This is a genomic window from Edaphosphingomonas fennica (genome assembly GCF_003034225.1).
GTDB lineage: Bacteria > Pseudomonadota > Alphaproteobacteria > Sphingomonadales > Sphingomonadaceae > Sphingomonas_E > Sphingomonas_E fennica.
Window position 1 is genome coordinate 11,178 of sequence record NZ_PHHF01000063.1, and the last position, 23,331, is coordinate 34,508.

General features: G+C 68.0%; 17 protein-coding genes. 4 read left to right on the forward strand and 13 right to left on the reverse strand.

Annotated features, from left to right (window positions below):
• Positions 1-119 precede the first annotated feature (119 nt).
• Positions 120-2,435: an EAL domain-containing protein gene (locus CV103_RS14740; protein ID WP_107395374.1), complete on the forward strand. Its 2,316-nt coding sequence runs from the start codon at positions 120-122 to the stop codon at positions 2,433-2,435.
• Positions 2,436-2,861: 426 nt separating this feature from the next.
• Here the strand turns inward: CV103_RS14740 and CV103_RS14745 are convergent, their stop codons facing one another.
• The 5 genes from CV103_RS14745 to CV103_RS14765 all read right to left on the reverse strand — a co-directional run bounded on the left by CV103_RS14745 (position 2,862) and on the right by CV103_RS14765 (position 8,631).
• Positions 2,862-4,271, reverse strand: coding sequence for a sugar porter family MFS transporter (locus CV103_RS14745; RefSeq protein WP_107395375.1), 1,410 nt, complete (start codon positions 4,269-4,271; stop codon positions 2,862-2,864).
• A 63-nt stretch (positions 4,272-4,334) separates the two neighbouring features.
• Positions 4,335-5,225, reverse strand: a complete 891-nt coding sequence (locus CV103_RS14750; RefSeq protein WP_107395376.1) for an SMP-30/gluconolactonase/LRE family protein — start codon at positions 5,223-5,225, stop codon at positions 4,335-4,337.
• Between the two features lies 1 nt (position 5,226).
• Complete coding sequence (gene xylB, locus CV103_RS14755) at positions 5,227-6,012, reverse strand: D-xylose 1-dehydrogenase (RefSeq protein ID WP_245896864.1); 786 nt, start codon at positions 6,010-6,012, stop codon at positions 5,227-5,229.
• Between the two features lie 4 nt (positions 6,013-6,016).
• Positions 6,017-7,459 (reverse strand): aldehyde dehydrogenase family protein, encoded by a 1,443-nt coding sequence (locus CV103_RS14760; RefSeq protein WP_107395378.1) that lies wholly within the window; start codon positions 7,457-7,459, stop codon positions 6,017-6,019.
• Entirely contained in the window at positions 7,456-8,631 is a 1,176-nt protein-coding gene (locus tag CV103_RS14765; protein WP_107395379.1) for a fumarylacetoacetate hydrolase family protein, read from the reverse strand. The genes CV103_RS14760 and CV103_RS14765 overlap by 4 nt, the downstream gene beginning before the upstream one ends.
• Positions 8,632-8,773: 142 nt before the next feature.
• On the opposite strand from CV103_RS14765, the gene CV103_RS14770 reads away from it, so the two are divergent.
• Positions 8,774-9,793 carry a sugar kinase gene (locus CV103_RS14770; RefSeq protein ID WP_107395380.1) on the forward strand — a complete coding sequence of 340 codons (1,020 nt, stop codon included), beginning with the start codon at positions 8,774-8,776 and terminating at the stop codon, positions 9,791-9,793.
• Positions 9,794-9,802: 9 nt separating this feature from the next.
• Entirely contained in the window at positions 9,803-10,123 is a 321-nt protein-coding gene (locus tag CV103_RS14775; RefSeq protein ID WP_146163439.1) for a hypothetical protein, read from the forward strand.
• Between the two features lie 208 nt (positions 10,124-10,331).
• Here the strand turns inward: CV103_RS14775 and CV103_RS14780 are convergent, their stop codons facing one another.
• From CV103_RS14780 to cobD, 5 genes are all read right to left on the reverse strand, one after another.
• Entirely contained in the window at positions 10,332-11,558 is a 1,227-nt protein-coding gene (locus tag CV103_RS14780) for a glycoside hydrolase family 130 protein (protein ID WP_015459271.1), read from the reverse strand.
• 151 nt (positions 11,559-11,709) lie between these two features.
• Positions 11,710-13,977, reverse strand: coding sequence for a glycosyltransferase family 4 protein (locus tag CV103_RS14785; protein WP_107395382.1), 2,268 nt, complete (start codon positions 13,975-13,977; stop codon positions 11,710-11,712).
• A gap of 202 nt (positions 13,978-14,179) precedes the next feature.
• Complete coding sequence (locus CV103_RS14790) at positions 14,180-15,637, reverse strand: cobyric acid synthase (protein WP_107395383.1); 1,458 nt, start codon at positions 15,635-15,637, stop codon at positions 14,180-14,182.
• Positions 15,625-16,560, reverse strand: a complete 936-nt coding sequence (gene cbiB / locus CV103_RS14795) for an adenosylcobinamide-phosphate synthase CbiB (RefSeq protein WP_245896867.1) — start codon at positions 16,558-16,560, stop codon at positions 15,625-15,627. The genes CV103_RS14790 and cbiB overlap by 13 nt, the downstream gene beginning before the upstream one ends.
• On the reverse strand, positions 16,553-17,551 hold the full coding sequence (gene cobD, locus CV103_RS14800; protein WP_107395385.1) for a threonine-phosphate decarboxylase CobD: 999 nt from the start codon (positions 17,549-17,551) through the stop codon (positions 16,553-16,555). Before cobD ends, cbiB begins: the two co-directional genes overlap by 8 nt.
• Positions 17,552-17,670: 119 nt before the next feature.
• On the opposite strand from cobD, the gene CV103_RS14805 reads away from it, so the two are divergent.
• Positions 17,671-18,177, forward strand: a complete 507-nt coding sequence (locus CV103_RS14805) for a CinA family protein (protein ID WP_107395386.1) — start codon at positions 17,671-17,673, stop codon at positions 18,175-18,177.
• A 21-nt stretch (positions 18,178-18,198) separates the two neighbouring features.
• Here CV103_RS14805 and CV103_RS14810 read toward each other — a convergent pair whose 3' ends face one another.
• From CV103_RS14810 to CV103_RS14820, 3 genes are all read right to left on the reverse strand, one after another.
• Entirely contained in the window at positions 18,199-19,233 is a 1,035-nt protein-coding gene (locus CV103_RS14810; RefSeq protein WP_015459265.1) for a rod shape-determining protein, read from the reverse strand.
• A 186-nt stretch (positions 19,234-19,419) separates the two neighbouring features.
• A complete protein-coding gene (mdoH, locus tag CV103_RS14815) occupies positions 19,420-21,366 on the reverse strand; it encodes a glucans biosynthesis glucosyltransferase MdoH (protein ID WP_245896868.1) in 1,947 nt (648 codons plus the stop codon).
• A gap of 91 nt (positions 21,367-21,457) precedes the next feature.
• Positions 21,458-23,023, reverse strand: coding sequence for an OpgD/OpgG family glucan biosynthesis protein (locus CV103_RS14820; protein ID WP_107395387.1), 1,566 nt, complete (start codon positions 23,021-23,023; stop codon positions 21,458-21,460).
• Positions 23,024-23,331: the final 308 nt, after the last annotated feature.

The following is a 23,331-nucleotide window of genomic DNA, read 5'->3' on the forward strand; positions in this document are numbered from 1 at the left end:
GATTCGGCCGGCCGGCCTCTGGCGAAGGAGCAAAATCGGCGGATTACCGCGGGCAATCGTCGTTTCCATTTCCCTAACACTTTTTGTTCAAGATCATCCCGAAAGGGCAGAACAAAGCTATGGGGTCGACTCCTTTCCATATTAGCCGGTCGCGCTACGGGCCGAACCTGCGCATCCTGTGCGCGGCGCTGCTGATCGGGCTCGTCGTGGGCGCGCTTGGCCTGTTCCTGCCGGTCGAGATGGCCGCGCGGACCATCAGGGGCAAGCTGCACGCCGATCAGGCAAGCGGATCTATCGTCGTCGTTGCCGTCGACGATCCGAGCGTCGCCGAACTCGGCCCGTGGCCATGGCCGAGGGACCAGATCGGACAGATCGTGGGCAAGCTGCGCGCCGCCGGAGCAAAGCAGATCCATCTCGATATCGATCTGTCATCGCCAGGCAAGCCCGCAGAAGACGCGGCGCTCGAGGATGCGTTGCGCGCCGCGAAGGGGCATGTGTCCCTCTCTTCCCGACTGCTCGTCGACATGGTTGCCGGAACGCAGGCGGATACCAGGCCGCTGCCGCGCTTCACCCGCCATGCCACGATGGCGAACACCAATTTATGGGTGGATCGGGACAGCAAGATCTGGGCGCATCCTTATGCCCTCGAACTCGCCACGGGGGTCATGCCATCGCTGGCCAGCCTGCTGAGCGGCGTCCAGGGCAATGAAGGCGCGCAATTCCCCCTGGACTATGCGATCGACGTGCGCTCCGTCCCCGTCGTCAGCGCGCGGGATATCGCCAAGGGCCGCTGGGACAGCAAGATCGTCGCCGGGCGCAAGGTGATCGTCGCGCAGACGTCCACGGGCGCCGAACATTATTTCATGCCGGGCTACGCCCTCGTGCCGGCGGCGTTCTTCCATGTGATCGCGGCTGAAACCCTGATTGCGGGCCGCCCCATCGCCCTGGGCTGGATGCCGCCTTTGATCCTGGCCGGAATGATCGCCGCGATATTCCTGACATTGCGCAACCGGACACATGCGCGGATCGTGCTGGCGGGGGGCTACGGGCTTTTCCTGATCGGGCCGATATTCCTGGAACATCACCACATCTTCCCGGATATCATGGCGTCGCTCGTCACCATGACGGTGGTTGCGGTCGTTCATCTCTACAAGAATCTGCGGCGCGCCTATCATGTCCGGGGCACCACCAATTCCATCTCCGGCCTGCCCAATCTGAATGCGCTGCGCCAAAGGGAGGAAGCCGCGCTCGGCACCCTGGTCGTCGCGCGGATCCAGAATTTCGCCGAAATCACCACCGCCCTTCCCCAGGAATATGAGCGCGAGCTCGTCGAGCAGATCACGAGCCGGTTCAGCTTCGGCACGACGGGCGCCGCCATTTATCAGGCGGACGAAGGGATATTCATCTGGGTAGCGCAGACCCAGAATGACGAGATGCTGATCGAGCAGCTTAACGGCCTGCACGCCCTGTTCCGCAGCCCGGTGATCGTTTCGGCCCAGCTTGTCGACGTGACGGTGACCTTCGGCCTGGGCAATGATTCCTCGCGCCCGCTGATGCAGCGCGTGTCGAGCGCGCTCGTGGCGGCCGACGAGGCCGCAAAGGAAGGCCTGCGCTGCGCGACATTCGATCCGGCGACGCTGGAGGATGCGCAGTGGAAACTGTCTCTCCTCGGCCGTCTCGACCAGGCGATCGAGCGGGGCGAGATCTGGGTCGCCTACCAGCCCAAGATCGACCTCGCCAATGATCGCATCATCGGCGCCGAGGCGCTCGCACGCTGGAAGCATCCCGAGAAGGGTGAAATCTTCCCGAGTCAGTTCATCGTCGCCGCCGAGCGAAGCGGGCGAATCGAAAATCTGACCGCGCATGTCCTCGATTCGGCCGTGGGACTCGCGGCGCGGATCAATCGGTCCGGCTACACGTTCAGCATCGCCGTGAATCTTTCGGCGCGGCTGCTCGACAAGCCAGGCCTGATCGGGATGGTGGAGCAGACGCTTGCCCGTCACGCCCTGCCGGCCGGCCTGCTGATCCTGGAAGTGACCGAGACGACGGCCATGGCCAGCCAGAGCGAATCCTTCGCGAATCTGGAACGGCTGAGCGCCATGGGCGTGCAGCTATCGATCGACGATTATGGCACCGGCCTTTCAACCCTCGAATATCTAAAGAAAATTCCGGCAGGCGAGATCAAGATCGATCGCAGCTTCGTCGGCATGCTCGATAAATCCCAGGGCGACCGGATCATGGTGCATTCGACGATCCAGCTCGCTCATTCGCTGGGTCGCAAGGTGGTGGCCGAGGGGGTGGAGAATGCCGCCACGCTCGCCGAATTGCGGCGGATGCAATGCGATTTCGTGCAAGGCTACCATACCGGCCGGCCGATGCCGGCGCCTGCCCTGATCAACCAATTGCCAGTTAACGCAAGGGAAACTGCGGCTTAATATACTTAATATCTTGTTAACCATGATTGGTAGTGATACCCCTCGTTTCGCGGGCGTCCTGAACCTGCCCGCGCAATGTGAGGGGCAATCATGGTTAAGAGCACGGGTCACAATCGCCACGCCAACCAGCCGCTGCGCTGGGACATCTGGAGCTATCTCCTGGGTGGCGGTCAGTGGCGCTGAGCGCAAGGCGCTTAGCTTGACGAAAAGCCCCGCTTTCAGCGGGGCTTTTTTTATGTCCGGCCAGGCCCGCGTTACTGTCGAACGGCCTCGCTGGTCGACGGTTTCACTTCCATCCGCTGTGCGAATCATCAGGCGGCCAGGCACCGGCATAACGGCAGGCGATTCGGCCATGGCATAATCGCCAAAGAAAAAGGGCGCCCCGGCCGATGCCGGAACGCCCCTTCCGAACCCGAAAGAGAAGAATCAGCCCTCCATATCTTCCAGTTCACGGCCGCGCGTTTCGTTGACCATGGCGCGGACGAAGAAGAAGGAAGCGCAGGCCGATAGCGCATAGAAGCCGTAGGTCACCGGCAGACCGACGCCGGCCGCCAGCGCCGGGAAGCTGACGCTGATCGCGAAATTGGCGATCCACTGGGCAAAGCCGGACACCGCCAGCCCCGATCCCCGGATCTGGTTAGGGAACATCTCGCCCAGCATCACCCACATCACCGGCCCCCAGCTCAGGTTGAAGAAGATGACGTAGAGGTTGGCCGCGATCAGCGCGATCAGCCCGACCTGGTCCGACAGATGCAGGCTGCCGTCCACGAAGCCCGCCGTCGCGAAACAGGCGGCCATGGTGCCGAGCGTCACGGCCATGCCGGCGGAACCGATCAGCAGCAGCGGCTTGCGCCCGATGCGATCGATCAGGCCGACGGTGACGAGGCAGGCAAGGATCGAAAGCGTGCCGGAGAGGATGTTGATCTTCAGCGCGTCATTCTCGCTGAAGCCCACCGACTGCCACAGCACCGCGCCATAATAGAACACGATGTTGATGCCGACGAGCTGCTGGAAGATGGCGATGCCGATCCCCGCCCAGACGATCCTGCGGACCCGCCCGGTGGACTTGTCCAGCAGATCGGACAGCTTGGGCTTGTGGTGATCGGCCGCCAGCGAGGCGCGGATCTCCTCCACCTTGCGGCGCGCCTCGTGCGGGCCGAACAGGCGGGCGAGCACGGCTTCCGCCTCCGCGATGCGGCCACGCACGACGAGGAAGCGGGGGCTTTCCGGGATGAAGAGCAGCGCCAGGAAATAGACCGCCGCCGGAATCACCTGCATCCAGAACATCCAGCGCCACGCGGGATAGCCGAACCAGAAGGGCGCGGTGGAGCCGCCGGCCGAATGGGCGAGCGCATAATTCGCCACGAACGCGCCGGTGAGCCCGGTGATGATCATGATCTGCTGGACGCTGGACAGCCGGCCGCGGATATGGGCGGGCGTCACCTCGCTGATATAGACCGGCGAAAGCACGCTGGCCGCGCCGACGCCGATGCCGCCGATCAGCCGGGCGATGATGAACACCGCCGAGGAGCCCGCCGCGCCCGCAGCCAGCGCGCTCAGCAGGAACAGCACCGCCGCGATCATCATCACGTTGCGCCGGCCTAGCCGATCGGCCAGCCGGCCGGCGATGAACGCGCCCGCCGCGCAGCCCACCAGGATCGCGCCAACGTTGAGGCCCGTGCCCAGCTTCGAAAGATCGAAGGCCCGCTCCAGCCCGTCCTGCGTGCCGTTGATGACGCCGCTGTCATAACCGAACATGAAGCCGCCGATAGTCGCCACCGCGACGATCGCCGCGATGAACGCCATATTCACGCGCTCTAGCTGCGCCTGATACATGCCTCTTTCCTCTCCTCGAGCGCTTTTCCCGCGCCCTTTCCCTGTTGACGGCAATCCCCGGTCTCAGCCGGGATGGTTTATCCTGATGGGCTGCACCGGCAGGCCCGGCGCATCGACGCGGAACGCGAACAGATCCCCCGCCAGCGGCTGCGCCGCGAGCTGGCACTCGTCGAGGCCCTTGCGCGCCGTGGTGGCATAAGCGGTGCGCAGATCATCGCCGCCGAAGGCGATCTTGGTGACGTTGGCGACGGGGAAGCGCACGGTTTCCATCAGCTCCCCCGCCGGCGAATAGCGGCGCACCGCGCCGCCGCCGAACAGGCCGATCCACAGGCAGCCTTCGGAATCCACGGTGGGGCCGTCGGGATGGCCATCGGCGGGATCGATCGTGGCGAAGAGGCGGGACGCCCCCGGCGCCCCATTATCATCCACCGCGAAAGCATGGATACGCCCGCCGAGCGTATCGACATGATAGAGCGTCCGGCCATCGGGCGCGAAGGCGGGGCCGTTGGTGATGACCACCGGATCAATCGCGGCGGCGGCCTGCGCCTGCCCGCGCGCCAGGCGGTAGATGCGCCCGGTGGCGGCATTTTCCGCATCGTCCATCGATCCGAACCATAGCTGGCCGTCGGGCGCCACGGTCGCATCGTTGAGGCGGTTGCCGGGCAGGTGCGGTTCGGGCGCCAGATGCGGATCGAATGTGCCGGTGGCCGGATCGAAACGGTGGAGCCCGCTTTGCAGGCCGACCATCAGCCCGCCATCCGCGATCGGCAATATCCAGCCCGGCTGGGACGGCGCGGGCCAGCGTTTCAGCATGCCCTGATCGGGATCGAAGCGGTGGACCCTTTTTCCCTTGATGTCGACGAACCACAAGGCCGCGTCCCGGGCCAGCCAGAGCGGGCCTTCGCCCAGCGTGGCGCCCACGGGGCAGACGCTGCGGGGGGCGGTGGCGGCCATGTCAGCGCCAGCCGGCGTCGACGAAATAATCGTGCCCGGTGCACATGCGCGCATCGTCCGACGCGAGGAACAGCACGAGGGCGGCGACATCGGCCGGCTGGATGCGCCCGTCCAGGCATTGCGCGGAGACGATTTCCGCCTCGCCTTCCGGCGTATACCATTTCATCTGCCGCGGCGTCTGCACATTGCCCGGCACGATCGTGTTCACGCGGATATTATCCCGCCCGAGATCGCGGGCAAGCGAGCGGGTGAGCCCTTCGATGCCGGCCTTGGCCGTCTGGTAGAGGATCAGGTCGGCAAGCGCGAGGTGCCAGCTGATCGATCCGAAATTGAGGATGGCGCCGCCGCCCGCCTTCTTCATCGCCGGCACCACCGCCTGGGCCGCGAAGAACATGTGGCGCAGGTTCACCGCGAAGCGCTCGTCCCAATATTCGGGCGTCACCTCGGCAATGGCATGGCGATCGTCATTGCCGGCATTGTTCACCAGCACGTCGAAGCCGCCCAGTTCCTGCTCGTAACCGGCAATGACCTGGCGGAGATGGGCGACATCGGTGAGGTCGCAACGGGTGAAGCGCGGCGCATGCACGGCCTGCCCGGACAGCCGCTCGACCAGCGCCCGGGACGGTTCCTCGACGATATCGACGAACACGACGCGCGATCCCTGCCGGACGAACGCCTCGACCAGCCCTTCGCCGATGCCACTGCCACCGCCCGTGATGAAAACGCGCTTGCCGGCGAGACTGGGGTAGATGGCGGCCTTGTCCGCCGTGATGGGGGCCTGCAACAACGCCTCAGTCTCCGACATAAACGGTTTTGATCTGGGTATAGAATTCGACGGCGGCGAAGCCCTGCTCGCGCGCGCCGTAGCTCGATCCGCGCGTGCCGCCGAAGGGCACATGATAATCGACGCCGGCGGTGGGCAGGTTCACCATCACCATGCCCGCGCGCACGTTCCGCCGGAAATCGCGGGCATGCTTCAGCGAGGTGGTGACGATGCCGGCGGACAGGCCAAAATTGCCGCGATTGGCGATTTCCAGCGCCTCCTCGTAATTCCTCGCGCGGATGGTGGAGACGACGGGGCCGAACACCTCCTCATTGTTGATGCGCATGTCCGGGTTGGTATCGGCGATCACCGCCGGGCTCATGAAATAGCCGGGCGTGGCGAGGCTGAGGCGCTCGCCGCCGGTGACGAGCCGGCCGCCTTCGCCGGTGGCGATACCGACATAGCGGAGATTCTGTTCGAATTGGCTGTCGCTGGCGGCCGGGCCGACCTGCGTCGCCGGATCGAGCGCGGGGCCGACCTTGAGCGCCTTCGCGCGCTCGGCCAGCGCGGCGACGAAGCGATCGTGGATCGCATCCTCCACGATCACGCGGCTGGAAGCGGTGCAGCGCTGGCCGGTCTGGAAGAAGCCGCCGTCGAGCGCAATCTGCACGGCGCGGTCGAGATCGGCGTCCGCCAGCACGACCAGCGGATTCTTGCCGCCCATTTCCATCTGCACGCGCGCCTGCCGCGCCATGGCGGCGATGCCCACCTTGGCGCCGACGGCCTGCGATCCGGTGAAGGAGATGCCGGCGACATCGGGATGATCGACCAGCGCCGAGCCGACGCCGCCCTGCCCCAGCACCATGTTGAAGATGCCCTTGGGCACGTTCAGCGCCGCGCCGCATTCGTGGATGATGGTGGCGAGCGCATGGGCGATGGCGGGCGTCGGATTGGCGGGCTTCAGCACCACCGTGTTGCCGAAGGCGAGCGCGGGCGCGGTTTTCCACGCGGGGATCGCGATCGGGAAGTTCCAGGGGGTGATGAGGCCGTAGACGCCGACGGCCTCGCGCCAGGTGGAGGCATCGAGGCCGGGGCGAGTGGATTCCAGGGTCTGGCCGTGGCGGCGCAGCGCCTCGCCCGCGAAATATTTGAAGATGCGCGCGGCGCGCATCACCTCGCCCGTCGCTTCCGCCCGGGTCTTGCCCTCCTCGCGCGCGAGAAGCTCGCCCAGCTCGGCGCCGCGCGCCATCAGGGTGGCGCCGACGCGATCGAGCAGATCGGACCGCAATTCCGGCGACGACGCCGACCAGGCGGGAAAAGCGCCCCGCGCGGCGACGACGGCCGCCTCCACCTCCGCCGGCCCGCCCGCCGGATAGCTGGCGACGACATCGTCGGTATCGGAAGGATTCAGGCTGTCGAAGGGCGTATCCGCCGAAACATGTTCGCCGTTGATGAAATGGGTGAGCTTCATGCCGCCTCTCCTTTCCGGGCGGTCGCCGTGACGAGGCCACGATCGACAAGGTTGCGCATCAGATCGGCGATGCCGAAATTCCAGGCGGGGGCGGCCCCAGCCGTGTTGACCCGGTTCACGAGCGTGCCGATGCGCGGCGTGGAGATCGTCACCACATCGCCCACCTTGTGGGTGAAACCGCGATTGGGGACATCGCGATCCTGGGTCGGCGCGAACAGCGTGCCGAGCAGGAAGACGAAGCCGTCGGGATAATGATGCTCGCTCATCGCCTGGGCCAGCAGGTCCTCCGGATCGCGGCTGATCTGCCGCATCGAGCTGGTGCCATGCAGCTTGTATCCCTCCGGCCCGTCGATGGTAAGCTCCACCACCGCATCGCGCACGTCGTCCATGCCGAAGCGATCGTCGAACAGCCGGACGAACGGGCCGATCGCGCAGGAGGCGTTATTGTCCTTCGCCTTGCTGAGCAGCAGGGCGGACCGGCCCTCGAAATCGCGCAGGTTGACGTCGTTGCCCAGCGTCGCGCCGACCGCATGGCCATGGGCATCGGCGAGGATCGCCACTTCGGGTTCCGGATTGTTCCAGGTGGAATCGGATCGCACGCCGATTTCCGCCCCCCACCCGACCGAGGCGAGCACGGGCGTCTTGGTGAAGATCTCCGCATCCGGGCCGATCGCGACCTCCAGATATTGCGACCACATGCCGTCGGCGATCAGCGCCTCCTTGAGGGCGGCGGCGTCCGCCGAGCCGGGGACGACCGAGCGGATGCCGGTGCCGACCTTCGCCTCCAGCCGGCCGCGCACCTCGGCGGCGAGATCGGCATCGCCGCGCGCGGCTTCCTCGATCACGCGCTCGATCGCGGAGAGGGCGAAGGTGACGCCGGCGGCCTTCACCACCTGGAGATCGATGGGGCTCAGCAGCCGGAGCGGGGCATCGGGCGCGGCCGACAGGCCCAGCGTGACGAGATCGCCGAGCGCGCGGCCGGCGCCGGCATCGAACGCGCGATGCGCCACCAGTTCCGAAACCGTGGGGAAGACCGCCGCCATGTCATGGACGACACCGCCCTGGACCAGCACCGGGCTGGGCCCCTCGGCCGTCTGGATGCGGCCCAGGAAGCTGCCCTCGCGCCAGTCGTCGGGCAGCATGGCCGCTGCCTCGAACCGGAAGCCCGTCATCAATCCCCTCTCTCGACTCTGTGCGTTTGCGACGCTAATTGATAGCGCTACCATTGCGATGTCTGGCAGCGCTGTCAAGTTGCGCGGATGCGGGATATCGATGAGGGAAGCCGGGCCTGAGGCGCCGGCCGGGGAGGATGATATGGCTTCGATCAACCGGCCCGGGCCGGTGCTGTGCTTCGGCGAAATGCTGCTGCGCCTTTCGGCGACGGGCCGGGGCCTGCTGCTGCAGGAGGAAAGGCTGGACGCGCGCTTCGGCGGCGCGGAGGCGAATGTCGCGGTGGCGCTGGCGAAGCTCGGCCGGCCGGCGGCGATGGCGACCATCCTGCCGGACAATGCGATCGGCGATGCCGCGATCGATGCACTGCGGCGTCATGGCGTCATCATCGACGGCATCGCCCGGCGCGATGGCCGGATGGGCCTATATTTCCTGACGCCGGGGGCCGGCGTGCGCGCCTCCGCCATATTCTACGATCGCGCCGATAGCGTCTTTGCGCGGGCACGGCCCGGCGATTTCGACTGGCCGGCCCTGCTGGCCGGCGCCGGCCGGCTGCACCTTTCCGGCATCACCCCCGCCCTGGGGCCTGACAGCGCGGAACTGGCGCTGGAGGCGGTGCGCGCGGCCAGGGCGGCGGGCGTTCCCATATCCTTCGACGGCAATTATCGCGCGCGGCTGTGGGAGGCGTGGGACAGCGATCCCCGCGCGATCCTGACCGAGCTGATCCGCCATGCCGACCTGCTGTTCGGCAACCATCGCGACATCGCCCTGCTGCTGGGCCGCGCCTTCCACGGCGACGGGCCGGAACGGCGGCGGGAAGCGGCGCTGGCCGCCTTCGCCGCTTTTCCCAACCTGCGCCGCATCGCTTCCACCGCGCGGCATATCGAGGATGCCGACCGGCACCGGCTGACCGCGCGGATCGATACGCCCGATGCGGCGTTCGAGACGGCGGAGATCGAGGTGGCCGGCATCATCGACCGCATCGGCACCGGCGATGCCTTTGCCGCCGGCGTGCTGCATTCCCTGGCCGATGGCGAGGCCGCCGCGGCGGAGACCGGCCTCGCGCTCGCGGCGCTGAAACATTCGATCCCCGGCGATTTCAGCCTCTCCGGCCCGCGCGAGCTCGCCGCCTTCCGGGAGGGCGGACGCGACGTGAAGCGATAGGAACGCGATATGCTGCTCACCCTGGCCCTAATGGCCGCCACGCCGGCCGTGGCGACGTGCATCGATCCCGACCGGGTGGTGAGCCGCCGGGCCGAAGGCGACGACGCCATCCGCTTCGTGATGCTGGACGGCACCCATTATCTGAACCGGATCGGCGCCGCCTGCCCCGGCATGGCGCGGGCGGATGCGGCGGGCGCGCTGATCATCGAGAAGAAGGGCGCGCGACTCTGCCGGGGCGATTTCGTGCGGGCGGCCCGCCCCGGCGATCCGGGCGTGCCCTGCGTGCTCGGCAAGTTCGAAGCGGTGCCGGCCGACGGCACGGGGCGTTGAGGCGAGCGGGGGGGCACGGCGATCCGGCTCGGGAGCGATCGAAATTCAATTATCGTGAATGTTTGACCGCATACTTATCAAACCGGTCATGCTGAACTGGTTTCAGCATCCATCCCTCCGCTTGCACCGACATTGGCAGTCGCACGGTGGCCCCCGGAGCAAGTCCGGAGTGACGACCCTTCGTAACCGATCCGCCAGCCGATCCGCCCTACGCCATGGTTTCGAGCAGCGTGGGGATCGGCACGAAGGCGAAGGCGACGGAGCTGTCCGCCACGCCATAGGGCATGAACAGCAGATCGCCGTGCCGGAGCGCGCCGCAGGTGTAGACGACGTTGGGGACATAGCCCTCGCGGTCCTCGTCCGCCGCCGACAGGAGCGGCTGGACGGTGCGGCCAATGATCTTCGAGGGATCCTGCTTGTCGAGCAGCACCGCGCCGATCGAATATTTGCGCATCGCGCCGACGCCGTGGGTGAGGAGCAGCCAGCCCTCGTCCAGCTCGATCGGGGCGCCGCAATTGCCGATCTGCACCATCTCCCACGGATAGCGCGGGGTCAGCAGCAGTTCGCCCTCGTCCCAATGGTCGATCCGGTCGGAGGTGATGAGGAACAGATTTTCGCCATCCTGCCGGCCGATCATCATATATTGGCCGCCGATCGTGCGCGGGAACAGCGCCATGCCCTTGTTGCGCGCGGCCGATCCCTCGATCGCTTCCATGTGGAAGGCGCGGAAATCATAGGTGCGCAGGAATTCGGAGCGGATCGAGCGGCCGTCATAGGCGGTATAGGTGCCGATCCATTCGACCCGGCCGTCATCATGGGTGAACTGGACGAGGCGGAGATCCTCGAGCCCGTTGCTCTGCGCGGGCGTGATCGGGAAGATCAGCGTGCCCGATATCGTCGAATCCTGCTGCCGGTGGATCTGGACGCGGCCGTTGGGCTCGGGATCGCCCGGCTCCAGCGTCGCGGTGGTGCAGAAGGGCGGTTCGGGCGCGAGTTCGAACTGCATGCCGGGGGAGAGTATCCCCTCGCGAAACGCGATCGAGCTGATATGGCCTTCGCCCACCGCGCGCAGCGACAGGATCACCCGCTGCGAGCCGGCCGACAGGCCCGACTGATCGGGATGCGGCACGATGCTGGGGTTCATCAGCGCGGCGGCGGCATAGCTATATTCGTGGCAGAAATAGGCGCCGATCAGCTGCTGCTTGACCGGCGAGATGCGCATGCCGTCCAGCCCCAAAGCCAGCTCGATCTGGCCGTAGCGCTTGTTGAACATGTTGCGCGTCTGCCAGTGGCGCGCCTCGAAATCGCGCAGCACCAGCGCCAGCTCGGCCTCCGCATGGACATCATCCAGCGCCAGCACCTGGCGAACGATGCGGCCGACACGGCCGGCGGCGGGGTTCGCCGGATCGACGGGAATATGGAAAGGCCGCACCACGACGCGGGACGCATCGGCATTGAGCCGGAGCGGCGTGTGAATCAGATCGAGCTGAATGGCGCCGCACTCCTCCCCGCAGGGTGCCCGACAGGGGCGCCCTTTGCCAAGTCAGGCCGCCTTTTCCGTCCAGCCCCCCGAAGGGCTGGGCGGCTCAGACGGCCACGGCCCCCGTTTCGGGCCGTTCGGGGCTGTCCGACACCAGGCCGGTCTGCGCCATGGCGCAGGCGGCGAGCTGAAAGGCCAGCACCGATTCTGCGCCTGTATTAAGATTCACGCCGTCCCGCATCAATCCGTCAAAACAACTGCCGTCGGCGGCCGACGCCACCGGCTGGCCGAGATCATTGTCCCCCAGGAACCAGCGCCAGGCCCGCTGGGCCGCGGCATGCCAGCGCGGATCGCGGGTCGCGGCCCAGGCCGTCAACGCCGCGTCGATCATCGCCCAGGCTTCCACGGGCTGCTGGTCGTAAGGCAGCGGCGGGGCAAAGGGACGTTCGAAGCTTTCATTGCCGACCGCGCGGAAATGCCCGTCCTCGGCCGTCTGGATGCGATCGAGCCAGCCCAGCACCTCCAGCCCGGCGGCGTGCATCCGCTGATCGCCCAGCACCATGCCGGCGCGGATCAGCGCTTCGGGCAGGCGGGCATTGTCATACCCAAGGGTCGGTTCGAACCAGCCCCAGTCGGGCCGCCGGGTTTCCGCCAGCGCCAGCGCCAGCCGGCGGCCGCAGGTTTCGATGATGCGATAAGCGAGAGTGTGGCCGGGCTGGCCTTCCAGCAGCGCCTCCGCCCCCAGCATCGCGAAGGCGAGGCTGCGGTGGTTCTGCAGCTTGAGCGCGGTGGGCGCGGCTTCATCGAACAAATGCCTCGCCCAGCGGCGCAGATCGGGGCGGCGCGCCTCCGCCGCCGTGACGCCCACGGCCCAGAGCGCGCGGCCGAAGCTGTCCTCCGATCCCACTTCCTCCAGCCATCGGCGGTCATAGGCCATGAAGTTGCGGAACATGCCGCGATCGCGATTCCAGGCGTGCTGGACGAAACCCGCATAGATGGTGGCGAGCGCCTCGCTGCGTTCGGTGCGGGCGTCGCCCAACCGGTGCATCAGGATCAGCGCGCGGGCATTGTCGTCCACGCAATAGCCATGATGCCGATCCGGCACGCTGAACACCGAATGCTGGATGATCCCGCACTGGTCGGTCAGCCGCTCGACCGCGGCAAGGCGAGGCGCGATGCGATCGCCGCGACCGGCGACCGGCAGGCGTAGCGGACGCGGCGCGATCGCGCGATCGAAGATGTCGAGATAGGCATCCGCCAGGCGCGGCCAGATCATCGTGCGGCCGACCGCATAGGCCCGTTGCCGCATCGCTTCGCGCCGTTCGGGATCGGCCAGCAGCGTGTTGATCGCGCGGGCGAAGCCGTCGCTGTCGCCGAAGCCGACTTCGATGCCGACGCCTTCAGCGATCAGATCGGCGGCGTGCCAATAGGGTGTCGAGACGATCGGCTTGCCGAGCGCCACCGCGTAGGACAGCGTGCCCGAGGTGATCTGCGCCTCGTTCAGATAGGGCGTGACATAGATGTCGACGGCCTCGAGATAATCGAGAAGCTGGTCCGTCTCGGTATATTCGTTGATGAAGCGGACATAGGGCTCGACGCCCAGTTCCTGCGCCAGAACGGCCAGCCGTTCGCGATAGGCCTCGCCCTGCTGGATAACGAGCTGGGGATGGGTGGCGCCGAGCACGACATAAAGCACGTCGGGATGCTCGGCGGCGATCGCGGGCAGCGCCCGGATCATGGTTTCGATGCCCTTGTTGGGGGAAAGCAGCCCGAAGGTGAGCAGCACCTTGCGGCCCTGGAAGCCGAACCGCGCCTTGGCCGCCTCTACATCGGCAATCGGGCGATCGGGCACGCCATGCGCGACCACGGCGATACGGGCGAGCGGCACGCCATGGACGCGCTGGAGCATGTTGCGCGCACGCTCCGTCATCACGATCAGGCGATCGGCGCGGCGGGCCAGCGCATCGATGACGAAGCGCTGTTCCGGGCTGGGGTCCGCCAGCACCGTGTGCAGCGTGACGACCACGGGGGCTTCCACCCGATCGAGCAGGCGGAGCAGATGCGCTCCGGCGGCCCCGCCGAATATGCCATATTCGTGCTGGACGCAGACGAGGTCCACGCCGTCCTGGTTGATGCGCCGGGCGGCGGCGCGATAATCGGCCAGATCCGCCTGCCCGATCTGGCAGACGACCTGCGGGGGATAGGCATGGAGGCCGCCCGGTTCGTCCATCGCATAGACATCGGCGACCAGATCGGGCCGCGCCGCCAGCAGAGCCGCGCGGACATCGGCGGTGAAGGTGGCAATACCGCACATGCGCGGCGGATGATTGCCGATCAGGGCAATATGGCCGGTCCGCTTCCCGTGAGCGTTCATCAGCACCTCGCTGCATTGCGAAAAAATTTGCGGTGCGCCGGGCCGAGTCGCGGCCCCGCGCAATCCAAGGGATCGTATGTCAAATGCACCGATCGACAAAAGGTTTCGGCGGGTCGCGCCGACGAATCGCGTTGCATCGCAGCAACAGGGGCTGGAATCCCTGCCGGAACAGCGCCCTCCGGCCGCTACCGCAGATTATATGTCAATGCCCCTGGGCGAGGGCGATCAGCGCCGGAATATCGAGATGCGCTTCCAGCACTGCGGCGATGGAATCGAGCGCGGCGTCGACCGCAGCGGCCTGGTCATGCCCGCCGCCGGCCGCGCCGATACGGGCAAGGAGCGCGCCGCGCAGGCCGGGTTCCGCCAGCAGGCCGTGGACATAGCTGCCCATGACGAGGCCGTCGGCCGATAGCGCGCCATCCACGCGGCCATCGTCCAGCCGGGCGAAGGGGCGCGCGGCGGCGTCCGCTCCCCCGGTTTCGCCCATATGCATCTCGTAACCCGAAAAACGGCCGCCCAGCGCCGTGCCGGCGACCGCCTTCAGCGTCTTGGCGGGCGTGAGGACGGTTTCGACATCCAGCAGGCCGAGGCCCACGACCGATCCCGGCGGGCCTTCGATGCCGGCGGGATCGGCGATGCGCCGGCCGAGCATCTGATAGCCGCCGCACAGGCCCAGCACCGCGCCGCCGCGACGGTGGTGCGCGAGGATATCGATATCCCAGCCTTCGGCGCGCAGCACCGCGAGGTCGGCGATGGTCGCCTTCGATCCGGCCAGCACGATCAGCCGCGCCTCGGCCGGGATCGGCCTGCCGGGCGGCACCATCAGCAGTTCGACATCGGGTTCCAGCCGCAGCGGATCGAGATCGTCGAAATTGGAGATGCGCGGCAGGATCGGGCAGGCGACGACCAGCCGGCCCCTGTCGTCGTTCCGGCGGCGCTCGAGGATCACCGCATCCTCGCTGGGCAGACGAACCGCATCCTTGAGCCAGGGCACCACGCCGAAGCCGCGCCAGCCGGACAGGCTTTCGATCATGCGATAGCCATCGTCGAACAAGGCGGGATCGCCACGGAACTTGTTGATGATGAAGCCCCGGATCATCGCCGCGTCCATCGGATCGATCACCGCGCGGGTGCCGGCGACCGCCGCGATCACGCCGCCGCGATCGATATCGCCGACAAGGATGACGGGCACATCGGCCGCCCGCGCGAAGCCCATATTGGCGATATCGCCGGCGCGCAGGTTGATTTCGGCCGGCGATCCCGCGCCTTCGACCACCACGACATCGCATTGGGCGCGGAGCCGATGGTAGCTTTCCAGCACCTCGCCCAGCAGCGGGCGGCGCGCCTCGCGGAAATTGCCGGCGCCGATCGTGCCGCGCACCTGGCCCCGGACGATGAGCTGCGAGGTGCGATCGGCCTGCGGCTTCAGCAGCACGGGGTTCATGTCGCTATGGGGGGCCACACGGGCCGCGATCGCCTGCGTCGCCTGGGCGCGGCCGATCTCCCCGCCGTCCACCGTGACAGCCGCGTTGTTCGACATGTTCTGCGGCTTGAACGGGCGCACCGAAAACCCGCGATTGGCGAAGGCCCGGCACAGACCGGCGACGAGCACCGACTTGCCGACATCCGATCCGGTGCCCTGCAGCATCAGGCCGCCCATGCGATTGCTCCCGCTATCCAGAGGAGCAGGCAGGCGCGGATGTAGATGCGCAGCGCGCGGGCGATATCCGCGGCCGTGGCCGCCGCGCGGCCGCCGCCGATCCACGGCTTGTCCTGCATGATGCCGTCATAGGCGATCGGCCCGCCGAGCCGCAGGCCGAGCGCGCCCGCCATCGCCGCCTCCGGCCAGCCGGCATTGGGGGAGGCATGGTGGCGATGATCGCGTGCCATCACCCGCCAGCCGTCCATGCCGGCAAGGCAGATCAGCAGGCCGGCCAGCCGCGCCGGCAGGAAATTGGCGGCATCGTCGATGCGGGCGGCTGCCCAGCCATAAGCCCGACAGCGTTCCTCGCGATGGCCGATCAGGCTGTCGGCGGTGTTGATCGCCTTGTAGGTCCAGATGCCGGGCAGGCCGAGCAGGAGGAGCCAGAAGAAGGGCGCGGCGACGCCGTCGCAGAAGCTTTCCGAAAGGCTTTCGATCGCGGCGCGGGCGACGCCGGCTTCGTCCAGCGCACCGGTATCGCGCCCGACGATCATCCCCACCGCCCGGCGCGCGCCGGCGAGGTCGCCGGCCGCGAGCCGGGATGCGACCGGCCGGACATGATCGTGGAGGCTGCGCGCGGCAAGGCCGGGGGCGGCGGCGGCCGCGACGCCGATCCATCCCCAGCGGCCGAGCCAAGCCCAGAGCATCTGTTCGATCGCGAGCGCGACCAGAAAGGTGCCGCCGATCAGCAGCGCCATGGCGGCGATGCCGGCGGCTCGGCGGGCGGCATCGCTGCGGCCCGACCAGTTCCAGCGCCCTTCCAGCCCGTCGATCACGCGGGCGAACAGGCCCACGGGATGGCCGATGCGGCGGTAGAGCGCGGGCGGCCAGCCGATCAGCGCATCGATCGCAAGCGCCACGCAGGCGACGCCGCTAGCCATGCGCCAGGGCCCGGTCGAGCCGATCGAACGCGGCGGCATCGGCGGGGAGGCCGAGCCGCAGCCAGCGGGGCTGATAATCGAACGGCCGGGTCAATATGCCCTGCCGCGCCAACCGTTCGAACAAGGCCGGCGCATCGTCGGTTTCGATCAGGCGGAAAAGCGGGCACGCGCCCCGCCCCTCCAGGCCGTGGCGGGCGAGCAGGGCATCCAGCGCATCGGCATCGGCGCGCAGCCGGCGGCGGGTGTCGGCGATCCAGGCCGCGTCGCGATAGGCGGCGGTGCCGATCGCGATCGCGGCCGCCGAGACCGGCCAGCTTCCCAGCCGCCGGTCGAGCCTTTCCAGCATGGCGGGCGGCGCGATCATGAAACCCAGCCGCAGGCCCGCCAGCCCGAAATATTTGCCGAAGGACCGCAGCACGATCACCGGCAGGTCCGCATCCAGCATCGGCAGGATGCCGGCTTCCGGGCAGGCATCGGCGAAGGCTTCGTCCACCACCAGCCAGCCGCCTTTTCCCGCCATCCGCCGCGCGAGATCGACCAGCGTGGCGGGCGGAAGGATGCCGCCGTCGGGATTGTTGGGATTGGCGAGCAGGATCGTGCCACCGCACGCGGCCTCCTGGTCCAGGGCGTCGGCCGACATGGCAATGCTGCCGGCAAGCGCGTCGCCATGGGTGCGATAGCCGGGCTCGACATGGCGGAAGGGCGCGGGCAGGCCGAGCGCCGGCAGCAGCCGCAGGCCGATCTCCGTGCCCGGCAGCGCCCGGACGCGATCGGGCGCGGCGCCGAAACAGGCGGCCGCGGCCGCCTCCAGGCGCCCAAGCGCCTGCGGATCGGGCAAGGCGCGCCAGTCGATCGGCCCGGCCAGACCCGCATCCCAGCCGTGCGGATTTATGCCCGTGCTAAGATCGATCCAGGGGCGCGGCGCATCGGCATAGACCATCCGCGCGCGATCCAGCCGGCCGCCATGAAAGGTCCAGTCGTCCGACACCATCGCGCTTCGCCGCACTCCGCCCCGCTATCATCCGAGGCGCCGGCCTTAGCCGGCTTTTCGCCGGCACGGAACCGCGTTGATGCCGCGCGGGTTGGGCAGCGGGAACGGGGAGGCACAGGATGACCGAGACGCTTTCGCCTGCTTTGCCGGATGACATCGAGGCGCTGGTGCACGCGGTGCTTCGCGCCGCGCGGGACCGCGATCGCACGCTCGCCACGGCGGAAAGCTGCACCGGCGGGCTGCTGGCGTCGCTGCTCACCGACGTCGAGGGCACGGGTCATGTCTTCGAACGGGGCTTCGTCTGCTACAGCGAGGATGCCAAGTGCGAGCTGCTCGGCATCGCGCGCGAACGGATCGACAGCTGCGGCGCGGTGAGCCGCGAGGTGGCCGTAGCGATGGCGAAGGGCGCGATCCTGCGATCGCACGCCGATATAGCGCTGGCGATCACGGGCTTCGCCGGCGCGGGCGGGCCGGGGGACGAGGAAGGGCTCGTCCATCTCGCCTGCGCCCTGTGCGGCGGCGCGACCACGCATCGCGAGGCGCATTTCGGCGCGATCGGGCGCGGCGCGATCCGCATCGCCAGCCTGCGCGCCGCGCTGGAGATGATGCGCGACGCCATCGGCTGAGGGGCCGCCCCCCGGCGCGCCTCAGCTCTGCCGCAGCACGCCGCGATAGGCGGCATCCTCCATCGCCCGGCCGGCGCCCTTGGCCACGCAGGCCAGCGCCTCGTCGGCGACGGTGACGGGCAGCCCCGTCTCCTCCGCGATCAGCGCGTCGATATTCCGAAGCAGCGCGCCGCCGCCGGTGAGCACGATGCCGCGATCGACGATGTCGGCCGCCAGCTCCGGCGGGGTATTTTCGAGCGCGGCCAGCACGGCGCCGACGATCTGGCTGACGGGCTCGGCGATCGCCTCCGCGATCTCGGCCTCCGTCACCACGATCTCCTTGGGCACGCCGGCGACGAGATCGCGGCCCTTGATCCGCAGTTCGGCGCCATGGCCGGGCGGCGTGGTGGCGCTGCCGATCTGCTGCTTGATCCGCTCGGCCGTCGCCTCGCCCACCATCAGATTGTGCCGCCGCCGGATCGCCGAGGTGATGGCGTCGTCCATCTTGTCGCCGCCGACCCGCACCGACGCGCTATAGGCCAGCCCGCGCAGCGACAGCACCGCCACCTCGGTGGTGCCGCCGCCGATATCGACCACCATCACGCCCACGGGATCGATCACCGGCAGGCCGGCGCCGATCGCGGCGGCCATCGGCTCCTCCACCAGCAGCACGCGCGAGGCGCCGGCGTTGGAGGCGGCGTCGCGGATGGCGCGGCGCTCCACCACCGTCGCGCCGGAAGAGATGCCGACGATGATCTCCGGCCGGCGCAGGAAGCGCTTGGTGCCGCCGTGCAGCTTGTGGATGAAATGCTTGATCATCTGCTCGGCGATGTCGATGTCCGCGATCACGCCGTCGCGCAGCGGGCGGATCGCCTGGATATGCTCCGGCGTCTTGCCCAGCATCAGCTTGGCGTCCGCACCCACGGCGCGGACCTTCTTCACGCCGTTGCGGGTCTCGATCGCCACCACGGACGGTTCGTTGAGGACGATGCCGGCATCGCGCAGATAGACGACCGTGTTGGCGGTGCCGAGATCGATGGCCATGTCATGCGACGCGAACTGAAAGAAACGCGACATTGATCTGTTCTTGCTCCCGGCTGTGACCGCATCGGTGCGATGCCCGGCGCGCCGCATCGCCGATCCGCCGGGGTTGGGGGCTGGCAAGGCATATGGTCAACCGCGCCAGCGGCCAAATGGCCCTTATCCGGGGCGACCGGGAGAATGGGCGCCGGCCCGGCGGCAAAGCCGGGCCGGAATAAGGCTTCAGGGGCGGACGGCGGGGCCGACTGGCCGGGCGACGAAGGCACGCGCCATCGCCGTGGTGCCCGCCAGATGGCCGGCGGCGGGCAGAGGCTCCTCGCCCACCAGCGTCGCCTGCGCCGTCGCCGAGGTGCCGTTCGGCACCGCGAACAGGCCGTGGCGGGCGAACCAGTCGCCGACATCGACGCGCGAGGTGAGCATCGCCGTGAAGGGCGAGGCGATCAGGCCGATCGCGACCGGCAGCGCCCAGATGGCGAAGCCCGCGCCCAGCAGCAGCGGCAGCAGCAGCGCGAAACCCAGGCCGATATGCACGCGGCAGAGCATCAGGGCGTCGCGCAGCGGCATGCCATCGGCATCGCGCCGCTGCGGCATCCAGCCCACCGGGCGGCCGCGCAGGATATCGATGATCGCCATCGTCTGGTTGACCATCGTGATCGGTGCCATCGCCATGGACAGCGGCATTTCGATCGCGATCGTCGCGGCGAGCTTGCGCGCGCCGCCCATCGCCGCGCGCAGGCCATCGTCGACGCTGAGCCAGAGGACGGCGATCAGCTTCGGCCCGAACAGCAGGAGCAGCGTGAGCATCACCAGCCAGGTATCGGGCGGCGAGGAGAAGGTGGCATCCGACGCGCCGACCGAGGCGGCGATGCCGAGCAGCAGCATCAGCATCCACAGCGGCGAGGTGAGGAAGGCGGACGCGCCCATCAGCAGTTGCAGGCGGTTCACCCAGTGGAAGCCGCGCGCGCCCAGCAGGCGGACATGCTGGAGGTTGCCCTGGCACCAGCGGCGATCGCGCACCGAATGATCGGCGATCGTCGGCGGAAATTCCTCGTAGCTGCCCTCCGGCAGCGAGACCATGTGGACCGACCAGCCGTTGCGGCGCAGCAGCGCGGCTTCCACCATGTCGTGGCTCAGCACATGGCCGCCGAACGGTTCCGGCCCCGGCAGGCGCGGCAGGCCACAGCTTTCGGCGAAGGCGCGGACGCGGACGATGGCGTTGTGGCCCCAGAAGGTCGATTCCGTGCCCGACCACCATTGCAGGCCGGCGGCGGCGGCCGGGCCATAGGCGACCGCCGCGAACTGGTGCCAGCGCGCGAAGAAGGTGCGGGCGTTGATGATCGTCGGGATCGTCTGGATCAGGCCGACGCTGGGCCGTTCCTCCATCGTCGTGGCGAGCAGCGCCATGGCCGGCCCGCTCATAAGGCTGTCCGCGTCGAGGACGATCATATTCTCGTAGGCGGCGCCGAAACGGCCGATCCATTCGGCGATATTGCCCGGCTTGCGGGCGATATTCTCGGTCCGGCGGCGGTAGAACACCTTCACCGGGTTGCCGGCGCGCACGGCACGCAGCGCGGCAAGCTCGCGCGCTTCCATGTCGGCGCGGGAATCGCTGAGCACGAAGATGTGGAACAGATCCTGCCCGCCGATCGCCGCGATCGATGCGCTCATCTCGGCGATGCGGCCGAACACCGCCTCGGTATCCTCGTTGTAGATCGGCATCAGCACCGCCGTCCGCCGTTTCGGCAGCCGCAGCCGCGTGAACCAGCGCGACAGGCCCGGCCCGTTGCCGAGCAGCACGACCAGCCCGGCGAGCGCGCCGAGGAAGCCGAAGGTGATCCAGCTATAGAGGCTGAAGAAAAGGAGCGAGAGGATCACGTCGAGGAGGCTGAGCCCGTCCGCCGCGAAGGATCGCATCATCTCCTGCGTCGCGGCGATGCCCACCAGCAGGCTGCCGAGCACGAGGAACAGGCGGCGCTCCCACACGCCCTCGACCGCGATGGCGGTGGGGCCGGGCTCCAGATCGGCCAGCGACGTGGCCGTATCCAGCGATTGCACCGGCATCGCCAATGGTGCCTCATTCGGCAGCAGAGGTTCGGAAAAGGGCATGCTTTTCCGTTCGGCGGCCGACAATTGCTGTACCTTATGCAGATGCACGGTGGTCAAACCCATCTATTATGTTTCCCCCGGATCACCCTCCCCAGAACAACCGGCTCCGTTTCTTTTTTCGTTCAACCGGTTGGGCAACGATACGCTCTGCCCTTCAATACAGGAGGTAGAGAAGCGTTTCGCTTAACGCATCGCCTCCCCGCTTCAGGTAAGCGCGCAAATCACTCGGTCGGCCGTCCGACCGGTCGACATCGACGATCAACCGCCAGCGGGAGGCGGTGCCGACCACCGGATAGGCATAGGTGGCGATCACCTTGCCGCCATTGGTCGTCACCACGCCTTCGACGCCGCTTTCACGATCGAGGCCGGCCAGCCGCGCGCCTTCGAAATCGGCTACGAGGCGGCGGGCATCGGGCAGCGGATCATGGCCCGGCCGCCCGGCCACGCCCGTCCAGCAATCCACGGCGCGGGCAAGGCCCGCCGGCGCGGGATCATCCCCGCCCCAGGTGAGGCGGTAGCCGATGTCATAACGGTTGCCGGCCCTGGCGGGTCCGGCCGGGGTCCAGAAGGCGACGATATTGTCCTCGATCTCCCGCACCGTCGGGATTTCGTAGAGCATCACCGCGCCCGGCCCCCAATCGCCGATCGGCTCCACCCACAGATTGGGGCGCTTTTCATAATAAGCGCCGTCATCCTGATAATGGACGAACTGCCGATCGCGCTGGAGCAGGCCGAAGCCGCGCGGATTGCTGTCGCTATAGCTGCTGGTGGTGGGATGCGGCGGGTTGCCGAGCGGGCGCCAGATACGCTCGCCCGCGCCGGTGAGCATGGCCAGCCCATCCGAATCGTGGATTTCCGGGCGCCAGTCGATCGCCTGGGCGCGATTGCCCTCGCCATACCAGAACATGCTGGTGAGCGGCGCGATCCCCAGCCGCGCGACATCGCGGCGCAGATGGAGCGTGGCGGTCACATCCTGCACCGGCCCCGCCTCCGTCTTGCGGTTGACGAAGCGGTAGGCGCCGGTGACGCTCGGCCCTTCCAGCAGCGCGAATACCGTCATCGCATCATCCGGCCCCGGCATCAGCCAGAAACGGGTGAAGATCGGAAACTCCTCCTGCCCGTCGATCCCGGTATCGATGGCGAGCGCGCGGGCCGACAGGCCATATTGGTGGAGCTGGCCGGCGGAGCGGAAATAGGATGCGCCCTGATAGGCGAGCCAGTCCCCCCGGCCGCCGGCATTCATCAGGCGGAAGCCGGCAAAGCCCGGCGCCATCTGGAAACGGCGGCCATGCTTGTCCGGCGCGATATCATACATTGCCGGCGAAAAGGGCACGGGGAAGGCGCGGCCGCCCTCGACCCGGTTGATCTCCACCGGCGTGTTGGCGAAACGGTGGATCGGGAAGAAGCGCGTCTCCCGCTCGCCATCGCCGCGCCACAGCGCATGATCGGCGCGGAAGCTGATACGGTTCACCTCGTCATAGTCGATCGCGGCGGCAGCGGCGATCGGCTCGGGCGCGTGCCAGCCTTCCCGCCCGCGATCCACGGCAAGCTGCTGCAGCCATTCCCACGAGAATGGCTGGCCGCCGCTCTTCCGCGCCGCCTGGGCACCGCCAGTGGCGAGGATGAGGCCGGTGGTGGCGATCCCCGCCAGGGCATGCCGCCGCGACAGGATGCCGGGCGCCGAAGGTTCGCGAGACGTGACAGGTGAGTTGCTGGGCATTCGTCTGGATCGTTCCGTTGCTGATACGCTTGGCACAAGACGCCGGACCGGGCCTTTGGTTCAACGGGCCTTCGTTGCGCTACCGATCCATCTAACGCAGCCCCGCGCGGCGGCAAATCCCGCTCGCCCGGCGGTGCCTATGGCGCGATGAACATGAAGCCAGGCTTAAGCGGCCCGAGCGGCGAAGCGATCCGGAAACGCGCCGTGGCGGGCTTGCCGGCGGCCGGCCGATCGCCGATGGGGCGATATCGGGTTCTGGGTTATCGGCTGGTTTTCCGCATGATTGGATCGATATCGGCGCTGCTGCT